At 71.3% G+C, this 25,374-nt stretch carries 24 protein-coding genes; 13 read left to right on the top strand and 11 right to left on the bottom strand.

The window, feature by feature from the left end; all coding sequences use genetic code 11:
- The 3 genes from ACFKCF_RS08595 (at position 1) to ACFKCF_RS08585 (ending at position 2,829) form a co-directional block, all read left to right on the top strand.
- The gene (locus ACFKCF_RS08595) at positions 1–591 is read left to right on the top strand and encodes a hypothetical protein (RefSeq protein ID WP_394492415.1); all 591 of its coding nucleotides are present in this window, start codon (positions 1–3) and stop codon (positions 589–591) included.
- Positions 592–629: 38 nt separating this feature from the next.
- Positions 630–1,250 carry a hypothetical protein gene (locus ACFKCF_RS08590; protein ID WP_394492414.1) on the top strand — a complete coding sequence of 207 codons (621 nt, stop codon included), beginning with the start codon at positions 630–632 and terminating at the stop codon, positions 1,248–1,250.
- Positions 1,251–1,317: 67 nt separating this feature from the next.
- The gene (locus ACFKCF_RS08585) at positions 1,318–2,829 is read left to right on the top strand and encodes a cytochrome bc complex cytochrome b subunit (protein WP_394492615.1); all 1,512 of its coding nucleotides are present in this window, start codon (positions 1,318–1,320) and stop codon (positions 2,827–2,829) included.
- A gap of 129 nt (positions 2,830–2,958) precedes the next feature.
- Here ACFKCF_RS08585 and ACFKCF_RS08580 read toward each other — a convergent pair whose 3' ends face one another.
- Entirely contained in the window at positions 2,959–6,282 is a 3,324-nt protein-coding gene (locus ACFKCF_RS08580) for a glucodextranase DOMON-like domain-containing protein (RefSeq protein ID WP_394492413.1), read from the bottom strand.
- Positions 6,283–6,497: 215 nt separating this feature from the next.
- Here ACFKCF_RS08580 and ACFKCF_RS08575 point away from each other — a divergent pair, with 215 nt between their 5' ends.
- Positions 6,498–7,418 carry a polysaccharide deacetylase family protein gene (locus ACFKCF_RS08575; protein WP_394492412.1) on the top strand — a complete coding sequence of 307 codons (921 nt, stop codon included), beginning with the start codon at positions 6,498–6,500 and terminating at the stop codon, positions 7,416–7,418.
- 187 nt (positions 7,419–7,605) lie between these two features.
- Here ACFKCF_RS08575 and ACFKCF_RS08570 read toward each other — a convergent pair whose 3' ends face one another.
- The gene (locus ACFKCF_RS08570; protein WP_394492411.1) at positions 7,606–8,109 is read right to left on the bottom strand and encodes a MarR family winged helix-turn-helix transcriptional regulator; all 504 of its coding nucleotides are present in this window, start codon (positions 8,107–8,109) and stop codon (positions 7,606–7,608) included.
- A gap of 5 nt (positions 8,110–8,114) precedes the next feature.
- On the opposite strand from ACFKCF_RS08570, the gene ACFKCF_RS08565 reads away from it, so the two are divergent.
- Together ACFKCF_RS08565 and ACFKCF_RS08560 are read left to right on the top strand one after the other, a co-directional pair.
- Entirely contained in the window at positions 8,115–9,251 is a 1,137-nt protein-coding gene (locus ACFKCF_RS08565) for an MFS transporter (protein WP_394492410.1), read from the top strand.
- A gap of 131 nt (positions 9,252–9,382) precedes the next feature.
- Positions 9,383–9,664 carry a hypothetical protein gene (locus ACFKCF_RS08560; RefSeq protein WP_394492409.1) on the top strand — a complete coding sequence of 94 codons (282 nt, stop codon included), beginning with the start codon at positions 9,383–9,385 and terminating at the stop codon, positions 9,662–9,664.
- Between the two features lie 182 nt (positions 9,665–9,846).
- Here ACFKCF_RS08560 and ACFKCF_RS08555 read toward each other — a convergent pair whose 3' ends face one another.
- Genes ACFKCF_RS08555 through ACFKCF_RS08535 form a run of 5 tightly spaced genes read right to left on the bottom strand, consistent with a single transcriptional unit; the run spans position 9,847 to position 16,914 of the window.
- Entirely contained in the window at positions 9,847–12,600 is a 2,754-nt protein-coding gene (locus tag ACFKCF_RS08555) for a DUF5682 family protein (protein WP_394492408.1), read from the bottom strand.
- Positions 12,597–13,712 (bottom strand): AAA family ATPase, encoded by a 1,116-nt coding sequence (locus ACFKCF_RS08550; RefSeq protein ID WP_394492407.1) that lies wholly within the window; start codon positions 13,710–13,712, stop codon positions 12,597–12,599. Before ACFKCF_RS08550 ends, ACFKCF_RS08555 begins: the two co-directional genes overlap by 4 nt.
- 12 nt (positions 13,713–13,724) lie before the next feature.
- Complete coding sequence (locus ACFKCF_RS08545; RefSeq protein ID WP_394492406.1) at positions 13,725–15,044, bottom strand: VWA domain-containing protein; 1,320 nt, start codon at positions 15,042–15,044, stop codon at positions 13,725–13,727.
- On the bottom strand, positions 15,041–16,423 hold the full coding sequence (locus tag ACFKCF_RS08540; protein WP_394492405.1) for a hypothetical protein: 1,383 nt from the start codon (positions 16,421–16,423) through the stop codon (positions 15,041–15,043). Before ACFKCF_RS08540 ends, ACFKCF_RS08545 begins: the two co-directional genes overlap by 4 nt.
- The gene (locus tag ACFKCF_RS08535; RefSeq protein WP_394492404.1) at positions 16,423–16,914 is read right to left on the bottom strand and encodes a hypothetical protein; all 492 of its coding nucleotides are present in this window, start codon (positions 16,912–16,914) and stop codon (positions 16,423–16,425) included. Before ACFKCF_RS08535 ends, ACFKCF_RS08540 begins: the two co-directional genes overlap by 1 nt.
- Positions 16,915–17,183: 269 nt before the next feature.
- Between ACFKCF_RS08535 and ACFKCF_RS08530 the strand changes: the two genes are divergently transcribed.
- On the top strand, positions 17,184–17,822 hold the full coding sequence (locus ACFKCF_RS08530; RefSeq protein WP_394492403.1) for a GntR family transcriptional regulator: 639 nt from the start codon (positions 17,184–17,186) through the stop codon (positions 17,820–17,822).
- A 138-nt stretch (positions 17,823–17,960) separates the two neighbouring features.
- Here ACFKCF_RS08530 and ACFKCF_RS08525 read toward each other — a convergent pair whose 3' ends face one another.
- Positions 17,961–18,578: a DUF1932 domain-containing protein gene (locus tag ACFKCF_RS08525; RefSeq protein WP_394492402.1), complete on the bottom strand. Its 618-nt coding sequence runs from the start codon at positions 18,576–18,578 to the stop codon at positions 17,961–17,963.
- A 393-nt stretch (positions 18,579–18,971) separates the two neighbouring features.
- Positions 18,972–19,127, bottom strand: a complete 156-nt coding sequence (locus ACFKCF_RS08520) for a hypothetical protein (protein WP_394492401.1) — start codon at positions 19,125–19,127, stop codon at positions 18,972–18,974.
- 132 nt (positions 19,128–19,259) lie between these two features.
- On the opposite strand from ACFKCF_RS08520, the gene ACFKCF_RS08515 reads away from it, so the two are divergent.
- Positions 19,260–20,174 (top strand): 2-dehydropantoate 2-reductase N-terminal domain-containing protein, encoded by a 915-nt coding sequence (locus tag ACFKCF_RS08515; RefSeq protein WP_394492400.1) that lies wholly within the window; start codon positions 19,260–19,262, stop codon positions 20,172–20,174.
- The gene (locus tag ACFKCF_RS08510; RefSeq protein ID WP_394492399.1) at positions 20,171–20,527 is read left to right on the top strand and encodes an ArsR/SmtB family transcription factor; all 357 of its coding nucleotides are present in this window, start codon (positions 20,171–20,173) and stop codon (positions 20,525–20,527) included. Before ACFKCF_RS08515 ends, ACFKCF_RS08510 begins: the two co-directional genes overlap by 4 nt.
- A gap of 200 nt (positions 20,528–20,727) precedes the next feature.
- Here ACFKCF_RS08510 and ACFKCF_RS08505 read toward each other — a convergent pair whose 3' ends face one another.
- Positions 20,728–21,111: a hypothetical protein gene (locus tag ACFKCF_RS08505; protein WP_394492398.1), complete on the bottom strand. Its 384-nt coding sequence runs from the start codon at positions 21,109–21,111 to the stop codon at positions 20,728–20,730.
- A 298-nt stretch (positions 21,112–21,409) separates the two neighbouring features.
- Here ACFKCF_RS08505 and ACFKCF_RS08500 point away from each other — a divergent pair, with 298 nt between their 5' ends.
- Positions 21,410–21,679: a hypothetical protein gene (locus ACFKCF_RS08500; protein WP_394492397.1), complete on the top strand. Its 270-nt coding sequence runs from the start codon at positions 21,410–21,412 to the stop codon at positions 21,677–21,679.
- 692 nt (positions 21,680–22,371) lie between these two features.
- Here ACFKCF_RS08500 and ACFKCF_RS08495 read toward each other — a convergent pair.
- Positions 22,372–22,707 (bottom strand): hypothetical protein, encoded by a 336-nt coding sequence (locus ACFKCF_RS08495; protein ID WP_364259410.1) that lies wholly within the window; start codon positions 22,705–22,707, stop codon positions 22,372–22,374.
- A gap of 496 nt (positions 22,708–23,203) precedes the next feature.
- Between ACFKCF_RS08495 and ACFKCF_RS08490 the strand changes: the two genes are divergently transcribed.
- The 3 genes from ACFKCF_RS08490 (at position 23,204) to ACFKCF_RS08480 (ending at position 25,332) form a co-directional block, all read left to right on the top strand.
- The gene (locus ACFKCF_RS08490; RefSeq protein ID WP_394492396.1) at positions 23,204–24,496 is read left to right on the top strand and encodes a PQQ-binding-like beta-propeller repeat protein; all 1,293 of its coding nucleotides are present in this window, start codon (positions 23,204–23,206) and stop codon (positions 24,494–24,496) included.
- Between the two features lie 250 nt (positions 24,497–24,746).
- A complete protein-coding gene (locus ACFKCF_RS08485; protein WP_394492395.1) occupies positions 24,747–24,890 on the top strand; it encodes a hypothetical protein in 144 nt (47 codons plus the stop codon).
- 211 nt (positions 24,891–25,101) lie between these two features.
- Positions 25,102–25,332: a hypothetical protein gene (locus ACFKCF_RS08480; RefSeq protein WP_394492394.1), complete on the top strand. Its 231-nt coding sequence runs from the start codon at positions 25,102–25,104 to the stop codon at positions 25,330–25,332.
- Positions 25,333–25,374: the final 42 nt, after the last annotated feature.

Here is a 25,374-nt window from a genome sequence, read left to right as displayed (position 1 = left end):
ATGGGGGCGGGCCGGCAGGTGACCGTGAAGGCCGTCATCGACAACCTGGGCACCCGCCCCAGGGGCTTCGTCGAGGCGGGCGGTCACGTCGCGATCGACGCCGCCCACTACAGCCTGGCCGTCGGCCCGTGGCGGGTGATCCCCGGCCTCGGCAGGACGTCGGACGGAGTGACCCCGCTCCCGGTGACCGCCCCGCGGCACACGCCCGGCGGCGGCAGTCCGCGGCTGGAGTACACGACGACCCTGTTCACGACCGGCCAGGTGAAGGTGTCGGTGCTGCTGTCGCCGAGGAACAACGTGCTGCCGGCCAACGGGCTCACCTACGCCGTCTCCCTCGACGACCAGCCGCCCCAGCGGGTGAACGTCACCACCGCCACCGGCGCCAACGACACCACCATGAACCGCCAGTGGGAGCGCAACACCTCCGACAACGTCAACGTCACCACGACCATCCACACGGTCGCCACGCCCGGAGTCCACGTCGTGAAGTTCTGGATGCTCGACCCGGCCGTCGTGCTCCAGCGGATCGTCGTGGACACCGGCGGCGTGCTGCCCAGCTACCTGGGCCCGCCGGAGAGCCGCCGCGTGTGAGATTGCCGTGCCATCCGCCCCGGGCAATCATGGGGCGGATGGACTACTACCTGATCTCCGGACCCGACGGAATCCTCGTGGAGGAGTTCGCCCTCCACCAGGACTACACCGCCGCCGGCATCGACAGCGCCGTGTGGAGCCCGGAGGGCGGCAGCTGGTCCGCCTCCCCCGACGTGAGCCGCGAGCTGCGCTCCGACGCCCGGCTCCGCGCGCTGGTGAGCCCGGTGGACCGGCGCGCGGCGGCGCAGGCGTACGCGCGGCTCGGCGGGGGCGAGCTGCCCGGGGAGGAGCGGCTGCGCGGGCTCTTCCGGAAGCGCCAGCCCCTGCCCACGGCCGCGCCGCTCGACCTGGGCTCGTCGCCGGACGCGCGCCGCTACCGCATCCTGTTCGCGGGCGACCTCGACGCGCACGGGCTGGCGAACGCCCGCGCGGCCCTGCGCCTGGAGCCGGCCGACGACCCGCGCGTGGCGGGCCGGGCGGCGGGCGACGGCATCGCGTGGGAGCTGCGCAGTATCGGCGCGGGCATCGCGTGGTGCGTGGACGTGACCGTACGCCTCGGGAGCGGCCCGGCCGGCGCGCTCGGGGCGCTGCTGGACCACCTCCGGCAGGCCGTCCGCGAGCAGGGGCTGATTCCGGTCACCGTCGAACGTTTCGCCTGACTGTCACATTTCCCGGCCCCATTCCGTCTTGTCTGTGACGTACCCATCCAGTCATAGGCGGGTGACTATGAAGGTCGGCTCACTTGCTCAGGCGCTCGACGATCGGATCGGCGGGGCCGGGTTCCTGAAGAAGGCGATGCGGAAGGTCTTTCCCGATCACTGGACGTTCCTGCTGGGTGAGATCGCGCTGTACGCGTTCGTGGTCATCCTGCTCACGGGCGTCTTCCTCACGTTCTTCTTCAAACCGACCATGGAGGAAGTGGTCTACGACGGCGTCTACGTGCCGCTGCGCGGAGTCCAGATGAGCCAGGCGTACGCCTCCACCCTGGACATCAGCTTCGAGGTGCGCGGCGGCCTGCTGATGCGGCAGATGCACCACTGGGCCACCCTCGTCTTCCTGGGCGCCATCGTCATCCACCTGCTGCGCAACTTCTTCACCGGCGCCTTCCGCAAGCCGCGCGACCTGAACTGGCTGATCGGCGTGGCCCTGTTCGGGCTGGTGATGCTCAACGGGCTGTTCGGATATTCGCTGCCCGACGACCTGCTGTCCGGCGCGGGGCTGCGCATCCTGCACGGGGTCACGATCTCGGTGCCGCTGGTGGGCACGTACCTGGCGATGTTCCTGTTCGGCGGCGAGTTCCCCGGCGAGGACATCATCTCCCGGCTGTTCAGCCTGCACGTGCTGCTGATCCCGGGGCTGCTGCTCGTGCTGCTGCCGCTGCACGCCGTGGTGCTCACGTGGCGGCAGACGCACACCCAGTTCAGGGCCAAGGGGCTGAACGACGGGGTGGTGCGCGGCGCGCCGTTCTTCCCGGCGTTCCTGGCCAAGACGACGGTGTTCTTCCTGTGGGTGCTGGCGGTGGTGGCGGCGCTGGCCACGGTGTTCCAGATCAACCCCATCTGGCTGTACGGCCCGTACGCGCCCAGCACGGTCAGCGCCGGCTCGCAGCCCGACTGGTACATGGGCTTCCTCGAAGGCGCGCTGCGGGTCATGCCGCCGTGGGAGTTCACGGTCTTCGGGCACACGGTGACCATGAGCGTGCTGATCCCGGCCCTGGGGGCGCCCGGGCTGCTGTTCATCGGGCTGGCGGTGTACCCGTTCCTGGAGCGGTGGATCACCCGGGACCACGCGATCCACCACCTGCTGGACCGGCCGCGCGAGGCGCCGACCCGGATGGGCCTCGGGGTCGCGGGGATCGTCTACTACGGTGTGCTCTGGCTGGCCGGCGGCAACGACCTGCTCTCCTCGACCTTCCACATCTCGCTGTACGCGACCACGTGGATCTTCCGGGTCCTGGTGGTCGCGGGGCCGGTGCTGGGGTTCGTGATCGCCCGCCGGATCTGCCTCGGGCTGCTGGCGCGCGACCGGCACACGGTGGCGCACGGGGTGGAGACCGGCGTGATCGTGCGCGGCGCGGACGGCGCGTTCACCGAGATCGAGCGGCCGGTGACGGACGAGGAGTCCGCGGTGCTGGTGCCGCCCGCGCGGCCCGCCCTCCCGGCGGCGGCCGACGGCGACGTGCCTCCCCCGGCCCGCCGCCGCGTCCACGACGCCGTCCAGCGCTCCTGGTCCCGCTGACCGGGCTCGCTCGCGGACGACCGGGCCCCCTTCACCACCGGCTCCTACAGGAAGGCCCGCGCGCAGGCGACGCGGTGCGTGGAAGAACACAAGGCGCCGTCCGTGAGGGCGGCGCCGCTGCGGCGTCCGTCACGGGACCGCGACGGCGGGGACCGTGACCGGGCCGGGGAGTGGGTTGAGCACGTCGGCCTGGGACTGCCCCGGCGGGACGAGCACGTCGAGGGCCTTGGGCACCGTGCCGGGGTCCACCGAGCACAGCGGCCCGGCGCCGCCCTCGGCGCAGACCCCGAACTGGTACGGCTGCGGCGTCGCGGCGAACCCCCGGGCCTGGTCGGCGCTGAAGCCGTCCTGCCCGGTGAGCACCACGGCGAAGCGCCACCCGGGGCCGGGCGTCCCGAAGGCGGCCCTGGGCAGGGCGACCGTGATGGTCCGGGTCGTCCCGGACGAGCGCACGGCCGCGCCCGCCTGGGCCGTGCCCGCCGCCGTCACCCAGACCGGGGCCGCGAAGCCCTGCACCTCCACCCGCTGCGACCAGGCGTCCCCCAGCCGGTGGTTCCGCTGCGGGAACGCCGCGTCGTGCGACCGCGTGGCCACGGCCGGGTCCTGCGCGTAGACGTCGAGCAGCTGGGCGCCCATCTGGTTGCCGAACGTCGGAGTGAGGTCGCGCAGCTCGGCCCGCAGGTAGACGGTCGTCGCGTCCGTGATCACCTGGAACCTGCGCAGGTCGAAGGCCCCGGCGTGGAAGTCCCCGGCGGTCGGGTACGCGTACGTGCCGGGCCCGTTGTCGTCGCCCTCCGGGTCGGCGACGTCGAGCACGGTGGTGGCGCCCACGATGTCGCCGACGACCGCGCGCCGGGCGTGGGCGGTGCGGCCGTCGGAGGCGGTGGCCGTCACAGTGAGCACGACCTCCCCGAACGACACCGGTGCCTGGGCGGTGAAGCCGCCGTCCGGCCCGGCGCGTACGGAGACGACCTGGGTGGGCGCGCCGGTGTCGATGGGCGTGGCCGCGACGTCCACCCGCGCCCCCGGTGACGTGGTGCCCTCGACGGTCGCCGACGTGCCCGCGACCGCCGTGCCGTCCGCCGGGGCGGTGACGGTCAGCGGGGCCGCCTGGGGCAGGCCGCGGGCGGCGTAGCGGAGCCGTACGACGTCCGGCTGCTCGACGGGGCGGGTGGAGCCGAGCGACAGGACGAGCCGGACGACCTGGGCCTGGGCCCAGGTCAGCGGCGACGCCGAACCTGCCGGGCCGCCGTCGCGGAACCCGATCGAGGCGGTGGCCGGGTCGGTGCCGTACGGCGCGGCGGGCAGGTCCGGGTTCTCCCACGCCTGCTCGGGGATCAAGCCGGTGCCCGACGACATGGCCCGCATGGCCGCCAGCAGCGTGGCCGCCGTGCCGAAGCAGCGTCTGATTGCCGAGCCCTGCTCGGGGGTCTGTGATGGATGTCCTCGCTCCGCTGCGGATCCATCACAGGTCTGGAGCGCCTGCTCCGCCCGCTCGCCCGCGAGCACCGGCCACAGGTGACCGGAGCCCGTGTTGCCGGTGGGCCAGGGCCGGCCCGACGGCGCGCACGAGGTGGGGTCGGGCTCGTGGCAGTCGCCGTAGCCGTCCTCGGTGCCCGCGGTGTCGGAGCCGTAGCGGTACCAGCCGGGGCCGCTCGCCGTCGTCCGCCTGAGCACCCGGTCCACCACCGGCAGGCTGGCCAGCACGTCGGGGTCGTCGGCCGGCAGGATGCCGAGCCGGGTGAGCTCGAGGAAGCCCGCGTCCACCACCCTCCGCTGGTCCTCGGTGGGGCCGCCGTTGCCCAGGTTGTACGACGTGGCCGCGTCCGGGTCGCCGCCGCGTGACAGGCGCAGGAAGTAGCGCGGGGCGTACGGGCCGGTGGTCGTGACCGTCCACGACTTGATCGAGCGGGCGAAGTGGTCGGCCGTGCCCCGGTAGATCCGGGCCCTGGCCTGGTCGCCGGCCCGGGAGGCCAGCTCCCCCGCCGCGACGAGCCCGGCGATCTCGGCCGCGATGGTGGACGGCGAGTGGCCCGACTGCTCCTCCCACCGCTCCACGCCGAACGCGGGTCCGTGCGACACCAGGAAGTCGGCCGCCGCCCGCACGCGCTCCCACACCCCGGTGAGTCCTGACTGGTAGGCCATCAGGATCGGGTACGCGCTCTCGTCGAGCTGGTCGCCGCCGGAGTCGGGCGCCAGTCTGCCGTTCAGCAGCGAGTTGCGCGGCATCCGGCCGTCGGGCAGTTGCTGACGTTCCAGCAGGAAGCGGGCGGTGTCGCGGGCGGTGGCCACGTCGCCGGCGGCGAGGAAGCCGGTGAACGCCTCGTACAGGTCGCGGGCGAACACCTCGCGGTAGGAGCCGAAGTAGATCGCCTTGCCACCGACCAGCTCGCCCGCGCCCACCGCCTGTCCCCAGGGGCTGGCCAGCGACGCCACGACCGCGCCGGGGAACGTCTTGTCCTCGCTGGCCTTGAGCACGTTCGCGGACAGCCGGTAGAGGTCGGCGTGCGCGCCGGGCGGCCTGCGCAGGCGCGCGTCGTAGGCGGCCCAGCCGGACTCGTAGCGGGCGCGGGTGCTCTCGAACGGCCGGGCGGCCGCCTCGCCCGCGGTCCGCAGCGCGGCGGCCCTGCTCCGCCCGAACCCGAGCGCGAACGTCACCTCGCCCCTCCCGTCGATCGGCAGCCTGGCGGTGGCGACCACGTTGCCGGCGGGGGCCTCGGGGTAGGGGGTGAGCTCGCGGGCGGCGTCGAGCTGGGCGGCACCGTCGCCGGGCGTGCCCGCGTAGCCGACGCTCGCCTGCGGCAGCCGCCGCTCGGCCCGCAGCGCCAGGTGGGTGGGCACGGCGTAGTCGCGGGCGGGGGCGGAGGTCTCGGTGTTCTCGTCGGAGATCACGGGGGCGCCGGTGGGGCCGTCGACCACGCCGGTGTCGGGACCGCCGTTGGGCTGCCCGCCGCCGCCGTTGCCGTTCACGCTCGCGTCCAGCCGTACGTACAGCCGGAGCCCGGCGGGCTGGAGCCGGGTGCGCACCACCACGGCGTCGCGGTCGGGGTCGGTGACGTAGGTGGTGGTCAGGCGGTAGCGGCCGCTCCTGCTCGCCGAGGTGACGGTGCAGGTCATGCCGGAGCGGTCGGTGCTCACCTGGTACGTGGTGTCGCGCGACTGCAGTTCGGTGAACGTCCTGCCGTCGGTCACGACGAACTGCATGGTCTCGACGTTCGTGTTGTCGATCGTGGGCTCGTACACGTCGGACAGGACGCCGCCCGCGACGGTGTACCAGACCTTGGACGTCCGGCCGGTGGCCGTGCCCACGCAGTCCTTGCGGGCCAGGCCGAAGCGCGACGGCGCGCCGGGCGCGCCCGGCGCGGGGGCCGCGGCCAGGACGGGATCGAGCGGCACGGCGACGAGCACGGCGGAGACGAGCAGGGCAAGGACGGAACGTCGGATCGCAGGCATGCCGGGCTCCCCTCCAAACCCCCGATGGGTAGAGACAAGACCAGCCCCACCGGCCTGTCAAGCCCCAAAGGGTCGGTCGCCGCGGGGTTTCGTCATCCGGAAAGTGGTCTCCGGCGAACCAGGGGCAGGCGACGGTTGTCGTACTCAGTGGAACGATCCCCGCTGGGGTCGTCACTATGGGAAGACGCGCCGGGGGCGGCGCGCGAGGGGGATCGATGGACATCGGTGCGAGGTCACGCTCGCCCTTCCTGGGCGGGGCCAGGCGGGGGACGGCCAGGACGATCGCCACGGCGATGCTGGTGGCGATGACCTGCGGCGCGAGCACGCTGGCGGCGCCTTCCCAGGCAGCCCACGCGGCTCCACCGCCGGGCGCCGCTTCTGGCGCGCCCGCGTCCGGGGCATGGGGCGCGACGGCATCGGGGGCGTCGGGTGCGGCGGCATCCGGGGCGTGGGATGCGGCGGCATCCGGGGCGTGGGGTGCGGCGGCGCTGTCAGCCCCCGATGACACGACCGGGAATCGGGCACGGCCGCGGGCCGGCGTCGACTGCCGCCGCGTCAAGTGCGTGGCGCTCACGTTCGACGACGGCCCCGGCCCCTACACCGACACACTGCTGGCCTACCTGGCCGCCTACCACGCCCACGCCACGTTCTTCGTCGTGGGCGGCAACGTCGTGACGTACCCCGGTGTCCTGCGCCGCACCGTCGCGGCCGGGCACGAGATCGGCAACCACACCTGGTCGCACCCCGACCTGACGAGGCTGTCGCCCGCCCGGGTGCGCTCCCAGCTGGGCCGCACCGACCAGGCGATCAGGGCGGTCGCGGGCGTCGTGCCCGGGCTCGTCCGCCCGCCGTACGGGGCGCTCAACGCCACCGTGCGCCGCCAGACCGGCCGCCCGATGGTGCTGTGGAGCGTGGACACCCTCGACTGGCGCTTCCGCAGCAGCGCCACGGTGGCCCGCCGGGCGCTCAGGTCGGTACGGCCCGGCAGCGTCATCCTGTTCCACGACATCCACCCGACGACCGTGCGGGCCATCCCGCGCGTGCTGCGGAGGCTGACCGAGCGCGGCTACCGGTTCGTCACCGTCAGCCAGCTGTTCGACGGCCACCCGCCGCGCCTGGTCTTCAGCGCCCCCTGAGCTGCCCGGATCAAATCTTCCGGCCAAGTCTGAACTCTTCTCACATCCCCCGCGTATCTCCGGGTGTGAGCGGTGATCGCGCTTAGGCGCCGACCAGAAAGGATGCGTCACCGGCAGCAGGGACACCGTGTGGGCCGGCCGGGCTGCCGGCCCACGCGGGCTGCGCACGCGGTGCCGGAATGGCCGATCACCCCCGCAATCCCTCGTAGACGGGGCATCGGGAACACCCTCCCCGGTCGCACAACCGGCACAGCCTGGCCAGCGTCTCCTCACTGCGCGCCTCCGGCCCGAGCAGCGCCCCGGCGATCGCCACCAGTTGCTCGCGCTGCTCGTCGGTCAGCCGATCGATCAACCCCTCAAGAGCGACCTCCCGGGCCGCCAGCGCCGCCGCCGCCACGCGCTCGCCCTCGGAGGTGAGGCGCAGCGGGCGGGCGCGTCCTTCGCTGCCTCGCACGACCCACCCCTGCTCGGTCAGCCGGCGAATCAGGTGTGCCGTGCCGGGCTGGGAGATCTGCAACACCGTGGACAGCCAGTCCGCCGTGCGGCCCGGCTGATCCTTGATCGCGATCAGTGCCTCGCCCAGCGAGCCACCCGCGCCGACCGACGCGGTCACCGCCTCCCGGACCATACCCGCCACGAGCAGCGCGGACGCGCCGAGCAGGTTTGCGGCATGCCTCGTCTGAACATTCATAACTTATGAATGTACGCCTCTTCGCGTTGATTGTCTGCCTCAACGTCGCTCAGCTGCCCATCGCGATGCGGCCGCTGCTCATCGCGTTGGTGGCGGCCCAGCAGGCAGGCGGCTTCTCCACTGCCGGGCTCGCCGGCGGAGCTGCGGCGACGGGCATGGCGCTCTCGGCGCCGTGGTGGTCGCGCGGCCTGCTGCGCTTCGGCGACCGGCGCGTACTGATCAGCTCCGGCACCCTCTTCCTCGCCACCGAGCTCGCGCTCGCGATCAGCCACAGCCCTCTGCCGACCATCGGCGCGGCGGCCCTGTCGGGGCTGTGCACGCCGCCGATCTCCAGCAGCGTTCGCTCGATGCTGCCTCGCCTCACCTCCTCCGGCGACCCGGCCAGGGCCTACGCCGCCAACGCCATCGCCCTGGAGACGGTCTACATCGGATCGCCCTTATGGGTGAGCGGCTGGATGACGCTCGCCGGTCCGGCCGCCGCGCTCGTCGCCAGCGCGCTGGCCGGCGTGGTCGCCCTGGCGGCCGGGATCGTGCTCGCGCCCGTGCTACCGCACCGGATCCACCGCGCCGGGCCGTCATTGCTGGCCATGCCCGCCGTACGCACTCTCGGCGCCACCTACCTCGCCTACTGGATCTGCATGGGCGCCATGTGGGTGCTCGTGCCCGCCTTCGCCGTCCACGCCGGCGCGTCACAGCAGTCCGGGCTCCTGGTCGCGCTCTGGTCGGCCGGCAGCCTCGCCGGAGGCCTGATCCTGGCGGCGCGCGGCACTCACGGCCCTCAGCGCAACCGCTACCTGTGGCTGCTCGGCATGCTCGCGGCGACCTCGCTGCCGCTGGCCATGCCGACCACGATCGCGGCGATGGCCGTCGCGATCACCCTGTTCGGCGTCGCGCTCGCACCGTGGCTGGCCACCAACGACCACCTGGCGTCCCAGGTCGCCGGCCGGCGCAGCGGTACGTTGTTCGGCTGGCTGACGACCGCCGGGCAGATCGGCAGCGCCACCGGCGCGACACTGGCCGGCCCTCTCGCCGACCGCTACGGCGGCGGCCCGGCGTTCCTTCTGGTGACCGTCGCGCTGGGAACCGGCCTGGTCATCGCGCTCCACCGCAAAGAAACGCTGCCTCGTGACAGCGGAGCGTGAACAGCCGATGCGGAGCGTGTGCAAAGAGCCCACTCCCGGGCGTCAATCTTCCGCCAACTGCCACATCGGTCCACCCATCGCGGGCAGCGAGGCGTAGGCAGCAACACTCGCTCGCTCTCAGGGAGAACGCCATGATTCGAACGCTCCACAAGATGGGGATCCGGTCCGGCATGCTGTACGCGGCAGGCCTGGCCTCGATAGGGCTGTCGGTCGCGACCTGGACCGCCTCGCTCAAGTACGAGCGCGCCGGCATCGACCGGGCCGACCGGTGGGGCATCTTCGTCGGGCAGTGGGCTCCCACGCTTTTCGCGCTCGGCACCGCCCTGCGGATCGAGGAGACGCGGGAGGAGCTTCCCGAGGAGTTCCAGCGCATGGAACGCGAGATGCGCACGCCCGCCGGAGCACGTGCCTGACTCACGGAGCCGCTCCGGTCAGCGGACCGGGGCGAGGCTCCGGGTGCGGGCGGTCTGATCACGGCTGCCCCTGGCGACGACCGCCCACACCCGCCCTCGTCGAGGAACCTGGGGGAGGCGGCAGGGACCGAATCTTACGGAGTGCGCGGGCGGCCCCGTAGCGGGCGGGGCCGCCCGCCGCGTCAGGTGAGCAGGCTCGCCAGTGCCAGAGCGGGCTCCGGGTGATCGGCCAGGAGCGCGGCGACCTCGCCGCGGCCCGGCGCCGGGGCCTGCCACGAGCCCTCGCAGCCGAGCAGCCCCGCCACCGCGTCACACGCGGCCGGATTCTCCAGGAGCAGCTCGGCCACCGGTCCCGACGCGACCGGCACTGCGGCCGTCGCGGCGGCGGGACGCGCCGACCACGGCGGCACCCAGCCGTCCACGGCGGCCAGGGTGCCGGGGAAGGTGCGCCCGGCCTCGCGTACGAGCGCCGGCATCAGCTCCCCCGCCTGGTCCCGCAGCGCCGTGATCAGCTTCGGCAGCCACGGCAGCAGCACCCGGTCGGGCAGCTGCCCGAACGCCTTCGAGATCACCTCCACCACGAAGCCGGACAGGGCCGGGACGGGCTCCATCGCCTGGACGAACCCCAGGATGTAGAGCGGGAACGACGGGACGACCAGCGGGTTGGCCAGCAGCTCGTCGCACCGCGCCCGCAGCTCGGCCTGCGGCAGCAGCCCGAGCTGCGACCGCGCCGCCCACAGCAGCGCCGCCTTGTCCGGCGCCTCCGGATGCGACTGCTGCACGGCCAGCTCCAGCTGGGCCCGGTCGCAGCCCAGCGAGAGCGCGAGGCTCTCCATCGAGAACAGGAACCCCAGCATGGCCGCCACCTGCCGCGTCCCCGTGTCGTCGGCCACGAAGGCCGTCGGCAGGAGGGTGCAGTAATGCGCGTAGCCGGAGGTCGCGAACTCCTCGCACCAGGCCGGCAGCTCTGGCTCGTGGGCGCGGTAGTAGGACATCAGCCGCCGGATCCTGCGCAGCACCTCGGGCGCGTCGTCCACGCTCCGCTCGGAAGCCAGCAGCTCCACGGCCCGCTGCCCCAGCTCGTCGGCGAAGCGGCGGCTGCCGAGGAAGAGCACCGCGTCCTCGACGGCCGCCAGCGCGACGGCCGCCGTGGCCTTGGGGTCCCACACCGAACGGCGCAGCCGCTGCTCCATCACCTGCTCGATGGTGACGCCCTCGTAGCCCAACTCGATGATCGAGCGCTGGTGCTTGCCGAACGCCACGTCCCAGCTCTCCTGGATCGAGCGCTCCCCCAGCCTGCGCTCGCCCATGATGGGGCGCACGGCGTCCGACGGCAGCAGGTACCGCAGCATCCACAGCAGGTCGGAGCAGGGCACCAGCTCGGGGCTGGCGTTGAGGTCGAGCAGCGCCCGCTGGATCGTGCGTTTCTCCAGGTCGAGCTTGAGCGGCGCGAGCCGGTCGTACACGTCGCGGGCCAGCGGCGGCAGGGCGTCGTAGCCGACCTCGCCGACGCGGTCGCCGCCGAGCATGATCTCGCACAGCCGCCGCACGTCGCGGCGGCCCGGCACGACGTCCTTCTCGATGCAGGTGACGGCCGCGTCCTGGAAGTCGTACGGGGTGGGCCTGGCCCGGTTGCGCATGCCGGCGAGCAGGATCGAGGTCTCGAACACGGCGATGGCGTCGGCGGTGCTGGCCAGGTAGCCGTTGCGGCGGGCCAGCCGGACGATCTCCACGCTCCAGCCGAGCAGCTCGGCCTCGTCCAGCTCGTCGAGCGCCGGCGGCTTCGACAGGAACCCGGTCAGCCGGTCGGCCACCTCGCCCTCGGGGGCGGGCGCGGGCAGCTTGGCCACGCGTTTGCGCGTGCCCCGCTGCCCGGCCAGCTGGAACGGGGTCAGCTTGCTGCGGGTCAGCGACTTCTCCCAGGTCGCCGCCGCGATCGACACCGAGCCGGAGGCCAGCCCGAACTGGGCCTCGATGGCCGAGTGGCTGGACGGGATGAGGCCGTACAGCCATTTTGTGCCGGTTCGCGGGGTGATCTCGAAGGTCGCCGTGGACCTCAGCCCGAACTGCTCGACGTGGCTGGCGGCGTGGAAGGCGCCGCACACGTACAGGCAGTCGGCCGGGTCGGCGCCCGAGGCGGCCAGATGCTCGCGCATCCTGGTCCACATGTAGCGCTCGCGGTCCTCGTCCACGCCCCGCCGGCCGCCGTCGCGGTCGAGGCGGCGGAACAGGCTGCCGATCAGCACCATGACCTGGCGGTAGGTGTCGTAGTCGGCCCCGGACAGCGGCTGTTCGACGTACTGGTCCCACCACTCGGACCAGTGGCGCACCTTGCCGTGGTGCAGCAGGTGCTCCTCCAGCTCGGCGAAGCGCGGGCGCAGGTCGCCGAGCTCGACGCCCACCGCGTCGCCGTGCAGGCCGCTCTCTTCGGCGTGCTCCTTCTTGCCGGGCTCCTCGTTCGGCGCCCACTGGAAGACGTGGTCCGTCGAGCGGTCGACCAGGACCAGCTCGACGCCCGGGGTCTCCAGCGCGTACGAGATGGCCTGGTACTCGGCGGACGCCTCGGTGATGGGCGCCACCACGCTGAGCGGCGCCCACGACGGCGGGAAGCCGTCGATCTGGGTCGCGAACGCCTGCACCGCCACCGGCAGCCGGCAGTTGCGCAGCTCGGTCAGCAGCGGCTGCAGGTCCTCGCAGAGCTCCAGATAGATGACCTTCGGCTGCTTCTCCCGCAGCCTGCGCACCATCGCCAGCGCCGAGGCCGGCGAGTGGTGGCAGACCGGGAAGATCTCCAGCTCCTCGCGCAGCGCCCGGTCCACATCGTCCACCAGGCCGGACAGGATGTCCGACACGGCCACGGGGCTGCCGGCGAACGCGGCGGCGGCGTCGAGGAGCTGCTCGCGCAGCGCGCCGAACGGGCTCGTCTGGCCGGTCATGAGAGCGTGGCGATGGCCTCGCGGCCGCCCTCGAGGAACTCCGGCCACTCCCCGCCGTCCTTCTTGCTGCGGGGCTCGACGACGCCGTGCCAGTACTTGTTGAGAATCGCGAGGTCCTCGGGGCTGCGCCGGGCCAGCGAGCCGACCAGCGAGCCGGCGAGGGTCTGCGCGCGCAGCACGCGGTCACCGAAGAAGTGGCTGTGCAGGATGGCGTCCTCGAGCACGCCGATCTGCTCGGCCGTGGACAGCGCCGACTCCAGCTTCTCGTCGTCGCTGGTGGCCGACGCGGCGGCCGAGCGCAGGTCGGCGAAGCTCTGCAGCAGGATGTCCAGCAGGGTCGGCGGCAGGTCCAGCTCGATCTTGTGCCGGCGCAGCAGCTCCTCGGTGCGGAAGCGGACGATCTCCGCCTCGCTCTTCTTGTTCGACACGACGGGGATGCGGACGAAGTTGAAGCGGCGCTTGAGGGCCGAGGACAGGTCGTTGACGCCCCGGTCGCGGCTGTTGGCGGTGGCGATGATGGAGAAGCCGGGCTGGGCGAAGACGATGTTGTCGTCGTCGAGCTCGGGGATGGAGACGTACTTCTCCGACAAGATTGAGATCAGCGCGTCCTGCACATCGCTGGTCGAGCGGGTCAGCTCCTCGAAGCGGCCGATCACGCCCTTCTCCATCGCCGTCATGATCGGCGAGGGGATCATCGACTCGCGGGACTGGCCCTTGGCGATGACCATGGAGACGTTCCAGGAGTACTTGATGTGGTCTTCCGTCGTGCCCGCCGTGCCCTGGACCACGAGGGTGGAGTTGCGGCAGATGGCCGCGGACAGCAGCTCGGCCAGCCAGCTCTTGCCGGTGCCCGGGTCGCCGATCAGCAGCAGGCCCCGGTCGGAGGCCAGGGTCACGATGCTGCGCTCGACGAAGCTGCGGTCGCCGAACCACTTCTGGGGGATCTCCCGGTCGAGCCCATCGGAGCGCTCGGAGCCGAGGATGAACAGCCTGATCATGCGGGGGCTCAGCCGCCACGAGAACGGCTTGGGGCCGTCGTCGATCGACTCCAGCCAGTCGAGCTCCTCCGCGTACTTCACCTCTGCGGGGGCGCGCAGCATGTCGTCACTCATGGGTGAGGTCTCCTAAGCGAGGAAGTTCTTGAGCTCGAGGACGAGCTTTCGGATATGACCTGAGATCACGGGAGTGCCCAGGTCCTTGAGTTTCTGGCGGTACCACGGGTCGACGCTCGCGTTTCCGGAGCTGTTGACCGAGCCGACGGGGATGAACTTGACCCCCGAGCGGTGGATCGCCTCGAAGTCGTTGATCAGCGATCGGTTGTCGTAGAAGTCGGAGATCCACACCATCACGGTGTTGCGCGGATCGGTGATCTTCGGCCGGCCCAGGGCCATCGCCACCGTGCCGTCGGTGCCGCCTCCGAGCGTGGTGCGCAGCAGCACCTCGAACGGGTCGTGCACCCACGGGGTCAGGTCGAGGGCCCGGGTGTCGTACGCGATGAGGTGCACGTCCACCTTGGGCAGGCCGGCGAAGATCGACGCCAGGATGGTGCAGTTGACCATCGCGTCCACCATCGAGCCCGACTGGTCGACGACCACGATCAGGCGGGCCGGGGTGGTGCGGCGGGCGGTCTGCTTGTAGTAGAGCCGGTCGACGTAGAGGCGCTGGTCCTCCGGGCTCCAGTTGGTGAGGTTCTTCCAGATGGTGCGCTCGATGTCGAGGTTGCGGAAGACCCGCTTCGGCGGCACCGACCGGTCGATGACGCCCACGCTGGTCTTCTCCACCTGGGTACGCAGCACCTCGGCGACCTCGTCCACGAACCTGCGGATCAGCGCCTTGGCGTTGGCCAGCGCGACGCCCGACAGGTTGGACTTGTCACGCAGCAGCTGCTCGATGAGCGACATGCTGGGCGTGAGCTGCCTGGACAGCGCCGGGTCGGCCAGCACCTCGCGCAGGTGCATGCGCTTGACCAGGTCGCCTTCGATGCCCGCCAGGACCGCGGCGACCTCTTCGTCGCCGGGACTGTGGCGCAGCCCGCCGGGCTCGCAGCCCATGCCGCGCTCGAACCAGCCCGCGTCGTTCTTCCAGCTCTCCAACCGGCTCGCGGTGACGTTGCCGGTGCCCGTCGAGAACACGTTGAGCAGCAGCTTGGAGACCAGGGCCGCGCGGCGGACCTCGTCGCCGTCCTCGTGGTCCTTCTCGGCCATGAGGTCCTGGAGCTCGTCGGCCAGGCCGGGGAAGCGCTGCACGAGGTTGTCGATCGAGACGCCGGGGTCGAGCAGGGCGGGCGGGAGGCCGAGGTCGTCGACGATGGCCACGCTCGCCCGCTCCAGAGTGGGCTGCTCGTCGGCGCCGAACACGCGGGACAGCAGGCGCCAGTAGAGCACCTGGCGCCGGGTCGCGTCGGCGCCCTGCACGTTGTCAGTGTCGTTGTCGGGGTCGGTCATTTCCGCAGCAGCCGCCCTGCTCGCTCGCGCAGCACGGCGACCACGTCGCCGGCCTTGGCCTCGGCCTTGACGACCTTGGGGTCGGTGGGGCCCATGGCCCAGTCGCCGTTGTGCGCGGTGACGCCCTTCTTCTTGACCGTGGCCTGCACGGCGAGCGGCTGCAGGAGCCACTGCCCGCCGTCCCAGCGCATCAGGCCGATGCAGGCGGAGGAGGCCGACACCAGCTCGGGCGTGAGCGGCCCGCAGGCCGGCAGCCGGTCGAGGGCGACCGGGAGCGAGCTACCGCCCAGGTCGAGCGTCTCGTCGCGGATCGTGTAGCCCTCCAGGAAGACGGGCTCCGCGATGCGTACGGGATGGCGGTCGAGCGGCGGGGTCGCCGGGGCCACGGCCTCGGCGAGCTGGACCCGCGCGGTCGCGAACGGGTCGGCCGTCGCGCCGGCGCTCGCCTTGCCATCCTGCCACACCAGGTCGCCGCCCGGCAGCAGCGGCATGTCGGCGAGCTCCAGGCTGAGGTGCCCGGCCAGCGCGCCCATGAGCACGGGATGGTCACCCATCAGCCGCCACACGGACGGGCCGGAGATCGTGTCCACCTTCGCGGCCGCCACGCTCGTGCGTACCAGCCGGGAAGGGGCGCCGCCCGCGGGCTCGAGGATGCCGTGGACCTGCACCCGCACCACGGTGGCGTGCTCGTGCACGTCGGCGCCGAGGATCAGCAGCCGCCCCGAGACCGGCTCGGCGGCACCGTGCCACGGCCCCTTCTGGGCCAGCAGCAGGGCACGCGTCCACAGGTCGGCCCACCTGCGTACGGGCAGCCGGTCCATCGTGGCCACCGGGCAGGACGCCCGCAGCTCCGCCGCCATGCCGTCGAGCAGCACAGCCAGCCCGCGCAGCCCGGGCGTGGCCAGCAGCGCCTCGATCGCCGGATCGGCGGAGGAGACCACGTCGTGGTCGACGCCGCGCCAGCCGGTGATCGCCAGCTCGCGCAGCCAGCCCCGGCACGCGGCGAGCACGCCCGCCGGGTCGCCCGCGTCTCCGGCGGGCTCCCAGGTCGCGCGGGTGCGGCCCAGCACCGTGTCGAACCGGGCGAGCAGCGCGTCGTGCACCGCGCCGAGCAGCGCGGCCCGCCCGCCGGCCAGCGCCGCCAGGTGCTCGTCGCCGACCGACCCGGCGGTCACCTTCTCCGCCGCCTCGGCCAGCCGGTCGCCGAGCGGGCTGCCGGCCAGCGCGCCCGCCAGGGCGGCCAGCGCCCCGGACGCCTCCTCACCGAGCCGGGCGAACCCGTGGGTGAGCGCGCCGTCGAACCCCGTCACCAGGTCGAGCGCCTCGCCGACCCCGGCGGGGGCGTCGCCCCGCAGCTCTCCGAGCTGTACGTCAAGCATCAGCGCACCACCCTCGTCGCGGGGAACCACTGCAGCTCGGCCAGCGGCTCCGTGCTGTCGGGCACCTCCAGGTAGGCCAGGTGGCGCAGGAACCTGCTGAACACCACGGCTGCCGGGGTGCGTTCGACCGGCCCCTTGATGGAGGACATCAGGGACTGGCCCTCCGGCACCTCCACCCCCAGGTAACGGGACACCCGGTCGAGCCCGTACTGCAGGACCGCCTCGTCGGCCAGCTGGTGGATGTGCTTGCAGGCGTAGCCGTGCAGCGCGCCGCACGGCCGGTTGTTGTTGGTGCTGCAGCTCAGGGCGTGGGTGCCGGCGGTGATGGACGAGACGTAGACCCGTTCGATGTCGGATCCGCTCGACACGACCCCCTGCAACCGCCCGTCGGCCAGCTCGACGAAGGGCACCTTCGCCAGCTTCCTCGGCTCGACAGGCGGCACCACCCGCACCACGCTGCGCTGCTCCCACGCGGCTCTGTCCGCGTCCACGACCTCGAACCCTCCCGCCCCCGCCGGTTCACGGGCGCACGCGGGAGTGCCCGCGCCTTCGCGACCGGCTGATCAATGATCCGGGAACTTACCGGAGGTCACCGACAGATCAGGTCTAAACGATCAAAGCCCGAGGTCTCCGCCGGTTTCCCGGCGCGTGGTCTCCGTTCACCGCCTCCAGCACGGCGTGCGCGGTCAGGCCCGTACCCTCCAGTCCGGGGATAATTGTCGATAATATTGTCAACGAAGCTCGACAACGGGAGGATTCCGTGACCCCTGGGTCCCCGCTGGAGGAGACGCTGACCGACCGGCTCAGAGCGGCCGTGCTCAGCGGGGACTTCGTGCCCAGCCAGCGACTGGTCGAGGCCGACGTGTGCGAGCAGTTCGGGGCCACCCGCGCGGCCGTGCGCGAGACGTTCAGAGAGCTGGCCTCGGAGGGGCTGGTCGAGATCCTACGCAACAAGGGCGCCCGGGTCCGGGCGATCTCCAAGGCGGAGGCCATCGAGATCACGGAGGTGCGGATGGTGCTGGAGGGCCTGTCCGCCGCCAAGGCCGCCGAGCGCGTCACACCCGAGCAGGCCGAGCGGCTGCGGGAGATCGTCGCCGAGATGCGCGCCGCCGTGGAGCGCAACGACCTCGACCGATATTCGGAGCTCAACGCGGCGCTGCACGCCAAGGTCCGCGAGATCGCCGCCCACCAGACCTCGGCGTCGATCATCGAACGGCTGGGGGCGCAGGTGATCCGGCACAAGTTCCGCCTGGCCCGACAGCCGGGGCGGGCGGCGCTGTCGTTGCCGCAGCACGAGCTGATCGTGGCCGCCATCGTCGCCCGCGACCCCGAGGCGGCGCAGACGGCCATGCAGCAGCACCTGCGCAGCGTCGCCAAGGCCCTGGAGGCCACCGGCTGACGGCCACCATCACCTCGGGGGCACCGGCCGACGGGCTGCCATCGCCTCGGGCCGCCAACTGACGGGCCACCATCACCTCGGAGGCCACCGACCGACGGGCCACCATCACCTCGGAGGCCACCGACCGACGGGCCACCATCACGACCCGCCCGGGACGGGTGGGATGCCGGTGCGGATCGCCTCTTCCAGGGTGGCGGCCGTGGCGGCGGTCATGGTGTGGGGCACCCCGAGCGACTCCAGCATCCGGGTGGCCGCGTGCATCTCGTGCACCCGGCGCACGCTGTGCTGCCCCGCCCCCTCCAGCAGCCGCACCACGAACCGCTCGTCGGCCGCGGACCCCGTCTCCAGCAGGTGCTCCCAGAACCACTCCCCCAGCCCCGCGACCTCGGCCGCCCGCCGGGACTCGATGACCAGGGCGCTCAGCCCCTTCACCAGCACGCTCCGCACCAGCTTGCGGGCCGCCGCGTCCCCGGGCGAGCCGCCGATCGGCGTCACGTCCATGCCGTGGCGGCCGGCGAAGGCGGCGAAACGGCCGGCGTCGTCGCCGCCGGCCAGGATCGGGGTCGCCAGGCCCCGCAGCGGGATGGGCGCCATGATCGCCCCGTCCACGGCCGACGCGCCCGACGACGCCACCAGCTCGGCGATGCGTCGCTTGTCGCCGGGCGCGCTCGTGGACAGGTCGGCGTAGAGCGCGCCGGGCCGCAGGTTCGGGCGGGACTTCTCGCAGGCGACCAGGCTGTCGGCGCCGGTGGTCACGGCGATGACGACGCCGGCCCCGCGTAAGGCCTCGGTTGCACGCGACCAGCGGCGGCCCGCCGGAGGGCGACGGCGGGTGGGCGGGGTCGTGGACGCGCAGGGGCACCCGCGGCGCGAGGCCACGGGCGAGGACGTACGCGGGCCGGATCGCCTTGTACTTGTCGTCCTGCACGGGGCACGGCGTGGACTGGTCGAGCCTGCCGCAGCTGATGGCGATGATGCGGTAGCTGGTGGACGAGCCGATGCGGCCGCACTCACGCAGGCCGGGAGCGACGGGGCGCTACCGCAGTGAAGACACCGCGAACAAGATCACTTGACACCGTATCCCGCCGCGGGGACGAGGCCCTTCGCCGGCACCAGCGGTCGCTTGCCGTCCGGCGGCGCCGCGACCGGCTATGGCGCGCTCTGCCGTACGGCCTGCGCCGACGGGTGGCGGTTACGGGCGCCGTTGTTGCCGGCCGGATGGTCAGCGGTGGACGCGTTGGCGAGGAGCGAGACGAGGGCAAACGTCGCGGCCAGCAAGGGCACCGCGAGTCTGACAGGTAACACCGAGCCTCCCGAACATGAACATTGCCAGGGAGCTGGTCAGCGTGACGGTGGCACGCTGGTCGCTGCGGAAGCTGGGGACCTCTGCGATGATAATGTTCTACATATCCAAATATTTAGATATATGGAGCAGCGATGTCAAAGATGCTGATTGTCGGGGCCGGGGCGCTGGGGCAGGTCTTCGGGTTGTGGCTGGCCGCGGCCGGGGCCCGGGTCAGCTATTTGGTGAGGCCGGGCCGGGAGAGCTGGGAAGGGGCTTCCCTGTACCGGCTCAGGCGGGGGCGAGCGCCGGTGAGCGAGCGGATTGTGCCGTACGAGGTGATCAGTGAGCCGCGCCGCGAACAGTGGGACATGGTGTGGCTCTGCGTGGATTCGCCCGCGTTGCGGGGAGAGTGGACGCATGCGCTGCGCGCGGCGGCCGGAGCGGCGACGGTGGTCACCATCGGCCAGGACCCGGGCGATCTGAGCACCCTCGCCCGGGTCTGGCCACAGGAGCAGATCGTCCAGGTGGCCCCGACGCTGCTCGCCTACCAGGCGCCGCTGGAGCGAGAGGTCCCCACGCCGGGGGTGGCGTACTGGGTGCCACCCGGTTCGGCGGTGGGCGTCACCGGAGCGCGCGCCGCGCAGGTCGTCGCCGCACTTCAGGCCGGTGGCGTGCGGGCCAAGCGGGTGACGCGGGCCGGTGCGGGGGAGCTCGCCGCCGCCCGCATGATCCCCTACATCGCCGAGTTGGAGGCCTCCGGCTGGAGGCTGCCCGCGTCGAGCACACGGTTGCGGGGCGCTACCGCGTCCGTTCGGGAAGCCGTCGCCGTGGTCTCCGCTCAGCACGGGCTGCGCGCTCCCGTCTCCGTCCCGTCCTGGGCCGTGGGCTTGGCGTTGCGCGTGCTGCCATGGCTGCTCCCCTTCAACCTGCGCAGCTACCTGGAGACGCATTTCACGAAGGTGGGCGCGCAGACGCGGCTGATGCTGGACGGCTGGATCGCCGAAGGCGCCGCCAGGACGCTGCCGGTCGGCCATCTGTCCGCTCTGCGCGACTCATTGCCCGCATGAGCGGCTCGATCGAGGCCCAGGACGTCCTCGCGCTGTTCGCGCGGACCCGGCCGCTGTTCACCGCCCTGGGGGATGAGCGCAGGCAGGAGATCGTCGTCTTCCTCCTGGAGTCCGCGGCCCCGCGCAGCGTCGGTGACATCGCCGCGCACCTGGAGCTGTCCCAGCCCGCCACCTCCCACCATCTCAAGATCTTGCGCGATGCGGATCTGCTGACGGTACGGCGCAACGGCGCCCTGCGCCTGTACGACCTCAACGCCAAGGCCTACCCGGACCTCCTGACCCCGATGCGCGACCTCATCACGTTGATCATCTCTTGTGCTTCCGGCCTGGAGGAACAGCCGAGCAGCCAGTAGCGACATGCGCTGATCATCATGTTGACCGGCTGGGTACGGGCATGGTCGCCGTGCGGGCGACCCGCGGCGGCACACCCGGCGACGGCTGGACGCTGCACCAACTGCGCCACTCGGCGCCGACCCTACCTGGCCGCCACCGGGCGCACCGCGTCCGGGTTGCGGGCCGGGTCCCGTCACCAGCACCTGGCTGGCCTCGGCCGCTACGTCCCTCTTGGGCAAGGAGGCCTCCGTGCCAGGCTCGTCGGGAAGTCCTCCATCGTGGCGTCGGCGCCCGAGATGTGGGTGAAGTCGGCGGGCAGGCCGGTGCGGTCGAAGACCTCCAGCAGCAGCTCGGGGAAGTCCATCCGGGGCAGCATGCCGTCGACCAGGGCACGCAGCTCCTTCATCAGCGGCGGTTCGGCCAGCGCGCCGGGCTTCTCCAGCCGCAGCCGGCCGCCGACGAACTGCACCGCGGTGTTGGATCCCAGCCCGTCCAGCACCCGGGGGTAAGCGCCCTCCAGCGCGCTCGCGAGCTCGGCCAGGTGTCCGGCGGGCTCCAGCTCCTGCTCCAGCGAGAGCAGCACGCGCGTCCCCGCCTGTTCCACGCCTGGCCGTCCAGCAGCCGGGCCCGCGGATCGCTCCAGCGCCACCTCTTGAGAGCAACTCAACATTATTGCGATGCAGAAAACGAAAACCTTATTGCGGTTATCGGATAGCTTTCGAGAGAGGGCACACTAAGATACCCGCGCATCCCACCATGGGGATGTACCTAAAGCATGCACAATCAATATTCCCCTCGCGTTCACTCGAAGTTCTCGCGGCCGGGGTCGGGCCTCGGCGACAATCCTTGATGGAAGCGCTTTTGTGAATGCACGAAAGCACGTACCGAATCTGGAGATCCACATGAAGAAGTTCCTGGCGCTCGCGGGCGTGAGCGCCGCCCTGGCGGCCGGCCTCCTCGCGACCGCACCCGCTCACGCGGCGACGGCAAACGCTACTTCTCCCAGCGCGATGTCGCCCTTCCGTTACTACGACACCTTCTACGGGCCGAATCCTTGGTGGTCATGCGCTCAGCGCGGAAATCTCGGGCTGCAGAGAGGTGAGTGGTATGACTATGACTGCAGGCCTGGCACCAGCTGGGTGGATCTCTATATCCAGGTAAGTCCCAACTAGTCCAGCGAGCGAGCAGATCCCGCTACGGATATCCAGCGATTATCCGGACGGATGCTTATCAATGTCGGCTTCGGCAGTGCCTCCGCGATGACCCAATACCGAAGGCACTGCCAGGCCAGGGGCTCGGCACTGATGTGAACTCAGCGAATTGCCGGGCTCGTGGAACAAAGCTGTCCGAGCCGCACGGATACAGGGCTTCGACCAAGAGACGCGATGACCCCTGACCGGCCAGCCAGGGAAGAAGACGGCGGTCCTGGGCAGACCGGGTTCAAGGCGCTCGCCCGCCGGTGGATCTGTCGCCACAAGCCTGTAGGGCTTCGAAACTCGCGCGTGTGGTTTGATCTGGAGTTTCGCCGACCGCGAGCCGGCCGGGACGCTGCGGACACCGGAAGCGGCCGTGGCCTGACCTCCGGAAACGAAGGGCGGGAACCGTACGGTCCCCGCCCTTTGCCCTGCCTGGAGGACTCTTGCCGACCGCCTGGCCCTATGTCCGGAGCAGCTGCGCTCCCTTGTCGCCGCTCAGATCACGCTTACGGAACGCCCGATTCGCGACTCTGCGGACCAGCTTTTTCCAGCCGAAGCCGCCGGCCTGTCACGGGCTTCCTGGCAGCTACGCGAACGAGACGAGCTTTCGATCAGCCATTACGTCCGCCCTCGTCCTCCGTCCTGCCGGGGCGCACGGAGGGCTGAGGTCAAAGGGCGACGGTCCACGCGTCAACGACATGGCAGCCATTTGGCTGCCCATAGACCGAGGAAGTCGGCCCGAACTGCTGTTCTGTGCTTTTGTACACCACCGGGCCGTCGATGTTTCTGGTGTACGGCCAGTGGGCCGAGTTGCATTCGACCACTACGCGATAGTTGCCGTAGCCTTCGTAGCAGGTGGTTTGTCCCACGTTGCGGGTGGTATCGACGTATGGCTCGCAACGCCATACTTCAGCCTGAGCAGCTGGGACCCCCAGCACGGACGTGAGACAGAGGACTGTGCCAAGCATCGTCGTGCTGATCATTGCCTTTTTGACAGGCTTCATATTTTCCTTACTCGTACTTCGGGATCGTGGACTTACCGCGTTCCGCGCCCAGATCGCATGGCCCGTCGGGGAACGTCATCAGTCGTAACCAGGAAGGGCCATCCCGCTCATCGGGCTGCTGGGTGCGCCTTAGATTGAACCAAGGGACATGGTCTGCGACTATCCGGGCCGCGTCCCGAAGATCGCGCTTTTCGGATAGGGACCCGCCCCCTGGCCTCGGTGGCTCAGCTGGGGACTGCATAGTCCCATCCGTCGCAGGACGCCCCTTGACAGGAGTCCTTGGTGATCAGTCGCTCGTGCCGAGCGATGAGCTTCCGGTCAGCGGACACCAGCAGCTCGCTCGAGTGCAGCAGCACCTTCACCTGGCGGGTGCTCGGTGTCGTCCCCCGGTGCGGCGGGCTCCGGCGTCGATTCGGGGCGGACGCCGAACGGTCCGGCCCGCGCGAACCAGTAGTTTGCTGCATTGGCGAACGTGAATGCCGATGATGGGGATGCGATGCGATTTATCACGGGAATCGTGCTGGTGCTGGCGGCGGTTGGCGGGTGTACGTCCACGCCGATCACGCCGATCGAACCGGTGGACCCCGGCAACCGCTTCACGTCGAGGCCGCCGGTCGACCTCAAGTCCATCGACCCGCCCACCCGCTTCAACGCCGCCGCCGCCGCGCCGCTGGAAGTCTCCACGAACGCGGATGAGGTGCTGCTGGACGGCACCACGGCGGTCGTCCCGATCCATGGCAGCAAGCCGACCGTGTCCTCCGGGGAGGAGATCCGCCTGATCGACACCCGCACCAACAAGGTGCGGGAGGTGATCAAGCCGACCTACCCGCAGCCGAAAATCGGCACGGTGATCGCGCTGCCGACGCTCACGTCCGTCCAAGGCCGGCCGACCGTGCTCGCGCCGTTCCTCGGCGAGGCACCGGGACAGGGCACTACCCCGGGCCGTCCGCTGGTCGAGGTCGTCTCGATCGACCCAGAGAACGGGAAGACCGACTGGCGTACCGAGATTCCCATCGAGGGGTGGATCGGGACGGGCCGTTCGGGCGGCGTCGAGGTCTCGTTCGCAGGTGTGGCCGACGGGGTGGGGGTCGTTCGGATCGTGGACCCGTCGCTGTCGGCTCGGCGCGGCGACACGTACGCGCTGGACCTGAGTAGCCGCAAGGTGCGGTGGAGCATGCGCGGGTTCGAGGCCCGAGCCGTGGCGGCGGGGATGGTCACGGGCCAACAGCCCGGAACCGGGCAGACGCCGAAGGTCCAGGTCCGCGGGATCGACGCGCGGACCGGCCGGCAGCGATGGGCGTCGCCCCGCGACGCCTACTCGGTCGAGGTATTCCCGGCCGGCCCCTCCAAGGCAGTGGTCCGAGGACGCACCGACCCGGGTGGGAAGAAGTACGTCGATGTCGTGGAGATCACGACGGGACAGGCGGTGACCGTCACCGAGGAGAAGTCCGGTGAACCAGCCCCGCATCCGTTGAATTGCCTGTACGACGAGCAGGCCATCGCAGTCTGCTCAGGCGGTGACTGGGTCGCCGCGCTCGACGCGCAGACCGGCTCGTGGCTGTGGTCGATCACGAAGGGCGACGGGCGCCTGGTTCCCCTCGTGACCGGAGCCTGGCATGGGGTCGTCTACGGAAGAACCGCCAACGGGCCCGTCGTCCTCGATGGCAGGACCGGAACGGACCTGGAGACCCGACCGGGAGTCGCACCGTCAGTGGTGAACAGCTCCATGGCGATCGGCCCGTGGCCCGGCGGCGGCCTCGGGTCGAGCAGCTACCCGGTGATCGGCTGAGCTTAGACGTAGCTCAATCCCAGCCAAGACCTACCTGGCGGCTGGGAACACGTTGGGGAGCGGAGGGCCGAGCACTGCCACCTGCATGAGAGAAGCCATATCATTGACAATATTGTCGAAGTCCACGCTTGGCGAGGCCTGATGCGCCCGATCGAGCCAGCTTGTCGATGAAACTGTTGACAATCTGATCGATCGGCTCATAGCGTCGGCGAGTGACCTCGGCAAAGACCCCCAGCCGGCCCAGCAGCACATGTGGGACTACTACACCGACCTCGCCAAGCGGCGCGGGGTGCAGCTGCGCCGCAACGCGGGCCCCAACCTGGGCCTGCCGCACGACACCATGGGCGAGGCCTACATGCGGCTCTACCCGCAGGTGACGGACGTGCTGGCATGAGGCACGTGGTCGTCACCGGCACGCCGCGGCGAGCCTCGGCCGCACCGGCTACCTGGGGCCGGGGCTGCGCCCCGCGTGGCCCGGGGGCAGCGCGGGCGGCTGCCCGGCCTCGGCATCAAGTACGTGACGGCCGCCGAGTACGGACCCATGTGACGGGCATCCGTTCGACCACGTCAACTTCCTGACCGCCGACCTCTGCCTGGACAACGGCGTGTTCATCGAGACCGGCCCGCACAGGCACGCCGTCCAGCAGACCTTCTCCCTGTACGTCTACGAGCCCGGCGGCAACCGCGTCGAGCTGTGCAACCCGCTGACCAGGCTCATCCTGGCGCCCGACTGGCGGACGATCACCTGGACGGAGGCCGAGCGGGCCAAGGGCCAGGCGTGGGGGCTGAAGACCATCGCCTCCTTCCACGCCCGCGGCACCCCACCCACCGCGTAACCGGCTTTACACCGAAATTTCACTCATTGACGCCTCCGCAGG

It is taken from the genome of Nonomuraea sp. JJY05 (assembly GCF_043496855.1).
Classification (GTDB): Bacteria; Actinomycetota; Actinomycetes; order Streptosporangiales; family Streptosporangiaceae; genus Nonomuraea.
The sequence above is the reverse complement of the archived record's forward strand: the minus strand, read 5'-3'. Positions and strand labels throughout refer to the sequence as shown.